The 3,420-nt window shown below is 72.2% G+C and carries 3 protein-coding genes; 2 read left to right on the top strand and 1 reads right to left on the bottom strand.

Annotated features, from left to right (window positions below; genetic code table 11):
- The coding region (locus tag AB1609_18580) for an NFACT family protein (protein MEW6048453.1) at positions 1-579 on the bottom strand (579 nt) is incomplete at its 3' end.
- Between the two features lie 128 nt (positions 580-707).
- Here AB1609_18580 and AB1609_18575 point away from each other — a divergent pair.
- Complete coding sequence (locus tag AB1609_18575; GenBank protein ID MEW6048452.1) at positions 708-1,583, top strand: tetratricopeptide repeat protein; 876 nt, start codon at positions 708-710, stop codon at positions 1,581-1,583.
- A 113-nt stretch (positions 1,584-1,696) separates the two neighbouring features.
- Positions 1,697-3,420: HAD-IC family P-type ATPase (locus AB1609_18570; GenBank protein MEW6048451.1), on the top strand; the 1,724-nt coding region annotated here is incomplete at its 3' end.

The following is a 3,420-nucleotide window of genomic DNA, read 5'->3' as shown; positions in this document are numbered from 1 at the left end:
AAGCGACGCAGGGCGCGCCTGCGCGCTGGATAAGGGCGCCTGCGCAGGCGCCGTGGAAGGGGGCGGGAGGGTGTACGGCTCGCGAAGCGCAAGCCCCCGGCCGGGGCCGGGTTGCCGGATCCAGCCGGCCACGGTTCCCTGCACCACCAACACGGCATTGGCGGTGCGGCCCGTCAGTTCGACGCTCAGCATGGCGTGCGCGCTGCTGGGGCGATCTTTCCCACCGCCCGCCGCGCCTTGCTCGCCGAAGAACAGGAGCACGATCCGGTCGCCGGGGACGGCCTCGGCACGCTGAAGGCGGCGCCCCTCCAGGTACTTGCGCAGCATCATGCAAAACGCAGGCGGCTCCGGCGGGTTGGCGGGGGAACGGGCCCTGTCAGGGAGCAGCCCGAAGGCGAGCCGCCCGGGCGCGGTGTCGATGACCAGCCGCATCTGTCGTCCTGCGCCGTAAAGGTGGAAGATCAACACGCTCGGAGCCGGCTGGGAGATGCGCTGAACCCAGGCCCCCGATGCCTGCCGGTCCAGTTCCGGGGCGAGCGCCGAGAGATCCCGGGCGCCGGGCTGCCACCTGCTTGCCATCCTTCAGGCCCCCAGCGATTGTACCACGGGGAGGAAAGCCGGCTCCCACGCCGCCGCTCTGCCCGGGGGCGAAGGGCGTCCGGTCTCTTCCAAGAGGAAAGCCACCGCCGGCGGCGAAGCTCCGTGCCATGAGTTTCCACTCTGTTCGCCGCCCGGTGCTGGCCGCGGGCGGGCTCCTGTTCGCGGTGGTCGTCGCCGCGGGTGCGGTATTGGTCCGCGCGCAGGCCGAGCCTTTGCCTTCTGCGCCGGCCGCCGCCCGGCGGTGGATCGACTCCGCTCTGGAAGACCTGGCGCGGGGCCGGACGGAGGCCGCAGCCGGCAAGCTCCGCCTGGCCCGCTGGACGGCCCCGGCCGACCCCGAGGCGACGATCCTGCTTGCGTGGGTCCACGCCGCACGGGAGGAGTGGCAGGAGGCGCGCTCCTTGCTGGGGGCCGTGGACGTGGAGAGCCTCCCGCCCTCCTGGAGAGCAGCCGCCCTGGGTGTCGTGGGCATGGCGCACCAGGCGCTGGGTGAAGCGGCCCGTGCGGCGCAGGCCTACGGGCAGCTTCTCGAAAGCGACCCCACCGCCGCACTGGCCCACGAAGGGCTGGGCAAGCTGGCAATGGATGCCGCCTCCGACAGCCGGACGGCTGCCGAGCTTCGTTCCTCGTGGCCGGCCGGCGCCGGCGCGGCGGCACCGGACTCCCCGGATGCATGGCGCAAGCTTGCGGAAGATGAGCTGCGAGCGGCCCTCAAGCAGGCCCCCGACCGGATGCAACTGTACGTGAGCCTGGCCCGCAGCCTGATGGATTCGCAGCGGTGGGAAGAGGCCGGCGCCGTGCTGAAGGAGGCCCTGCGCGTCAACTACCGGGTGCCGGCTCTCCATTACCTGCTGGGCGAACTCTACGAGCGCCAGGGTAACGAGGCGGCGGCCATCGGGGCCTACCGGCGTGCGCTGGAGATCGACCCCACCTACCGGCCCGCCAGCGAACGCCTCGAACGCCTGCGGCGCGCAGCGCCCTGAGCCTCCTCGGCAACGTCGCCCTCTCCTGCATGACCTGTCCTGCGAGCCTCCCCCATAAAACTTAAAGGGGCAGGACAGCCTCACCCCGCCGGAAGGGCCAGGGCAAAGACATCATGAAGCGCCGCCAGAAGTCCACCGCGCCGCCGCCCGGCGCGGAACTTTCGGGTGCCGACTCCCTTCCTCTGTCGGAGGTCTTTCGGCGCCTGAAGACCAGTGCCGCCACCGGGCTCGATCCGGCCGACGCGGCAGCTCGCTCCATGCAGGACGGGTACAACGACCTGCTGCACGGGGGCGGCCCTTCGGCGCTTGCGCTCCTCTGGGATCAGATCCGGTCGTTCATGACGCTGCTTCTCATCGGGGCCGCCCTTCTCTCCTACGCCCTCGGTGAGGAACTGGACGCGCTGGCCATCGCAGCGATCGTGGTGCTCAATACGCTGCTCGGGTTCGGGCAGGAGTATCGGGCCGAGCGCGCCATCGAAGCCCTGGCCCAGTGGCGGGCGCCAAAGGCCCGCGTGATGCGGCGCGGCCAGGTTCTCGAGATACCCGCCCGGGAAGTGGCGCTCGGAGACATCCTCCTGCTGGAAGCAGGCGACCGGGTGCCGGCCGATGCCCGCCTCATCGAAGCTTACGCGCTCCAGGCGGAGGAATCGGCCCTGACCGGCGAGTCCGCCCCTGTTCCCAAGATTGCCGCCGAACTGCCGCCGCCGGGTGCCGCCCGCGGCGCTGGGCAGGCTTCCCACATGGTCTTGACGGGCACCACCGTCGTGTCGGGCAGCGCCCGCGCCGTGGTGGTGCGCACGGGTGCCTTCACGGAACTGGGGCGCATCGCTGCCATGGTGTCCGGGACACCGCGTTCGGACAGCCCCCTGCAGCGCTCGCTCGAACATCTGGCGCGCTGGCTGGTGGGCATATGCGCCGTGGCCGTGGCCCTGGTCTTCGCGGTCGGCGTGGCCCAGGGCCAGCCCTGGTACGGAATGTTCATGGTCGCCATCAGCCTGGCGGTGGCAGCCATCCCGGAGGGCCTTCCCGCAGCGGTGACGGCGGCACTGGCGCTGGGCGTACAGCGCATGAGCCGCCGGCGCGCCATCGTCCGCCAGCTTTCGGCCATCGAGACGCTGGGGTGCGCGAGCGTTATCTGCGCCGACAAGACCGGCACCCTCACCCTCAACGAGATGACCGTGGCCCGGATCGAGGCGCCCTGGGGAAGTGCGTCGGTGAGCGGCGAGGGGTTCGAACCCAGGGGGTCCTTCCTGGTGGGCGGCCGGCCCGCCGACCCCCTGGCCATCCCGCCCCTCGAACGCCTCCTGATGGCGGGGGTGCTGTGCAGCCACGGGGACGTGGCTCACCGCGGCCGCCGGTGGGGGGCGGTAGGGGACCCGACGGAGGCTGCACTGGTGTGCGCGGCTCGCAAGGCGGGGCTCGACCCCCCGCACCTGCGCAGCCGCCACCCGATCGTGGTGGAGGCTCCATTCGAGGCACACCGCCGGCGCATGAGCGTGGCGGTGGCGGCCAGCGCGCCCCGGGTGGCCGAGATCTTCGTCAAGGGTGCGCCCGATGCGGTCATGTCCTGCTGCCGGTGGTACCAGGCGGCAGGGGGCGAGCGGGCCCTCACCGACCGGGATCGGGCCGGGATCCTGGCCAGGGCAGAAGGGCTGGCCGGTGAGGGCCTGCGCGTTCTTGCGGTGGCGGGCCGGCGCGTGCCCCGGGCCGCGCTCCCCGACCCCGGTTCGTCCATAGAAGTCGTGGCGGCGGCGCTGGAAGGAGATCTCACGTTCCTGGGCCTCGTGGGGCTGCGTGACCCGCCGCGGCCGGACGTGCCTGCCGCGATCGAGCGGGC

Source organism: Bacillota bacterium (assembly GCA_040754675.1).
GTDB lineage: Bacteria > Bacillota > Limnochordia > Limnochordales > Geochordaceae > Geochorda.
The sequence above is the reverse complement of the archived record's forward strand: the minus strand, read 5'-3'. Positions and strand labels throughout refer to the sequence as shown.

Bases quoted from the DNA above. Each gene is read 5' to 3' on its own strand.
- AB1609_18575 (MEW6048452.1), top strand. From the start codon at position 708: ATGAGTTTCCACTCTGTTCGCCGCCCGGTGCTGGCCGCGGGCGGGCTC.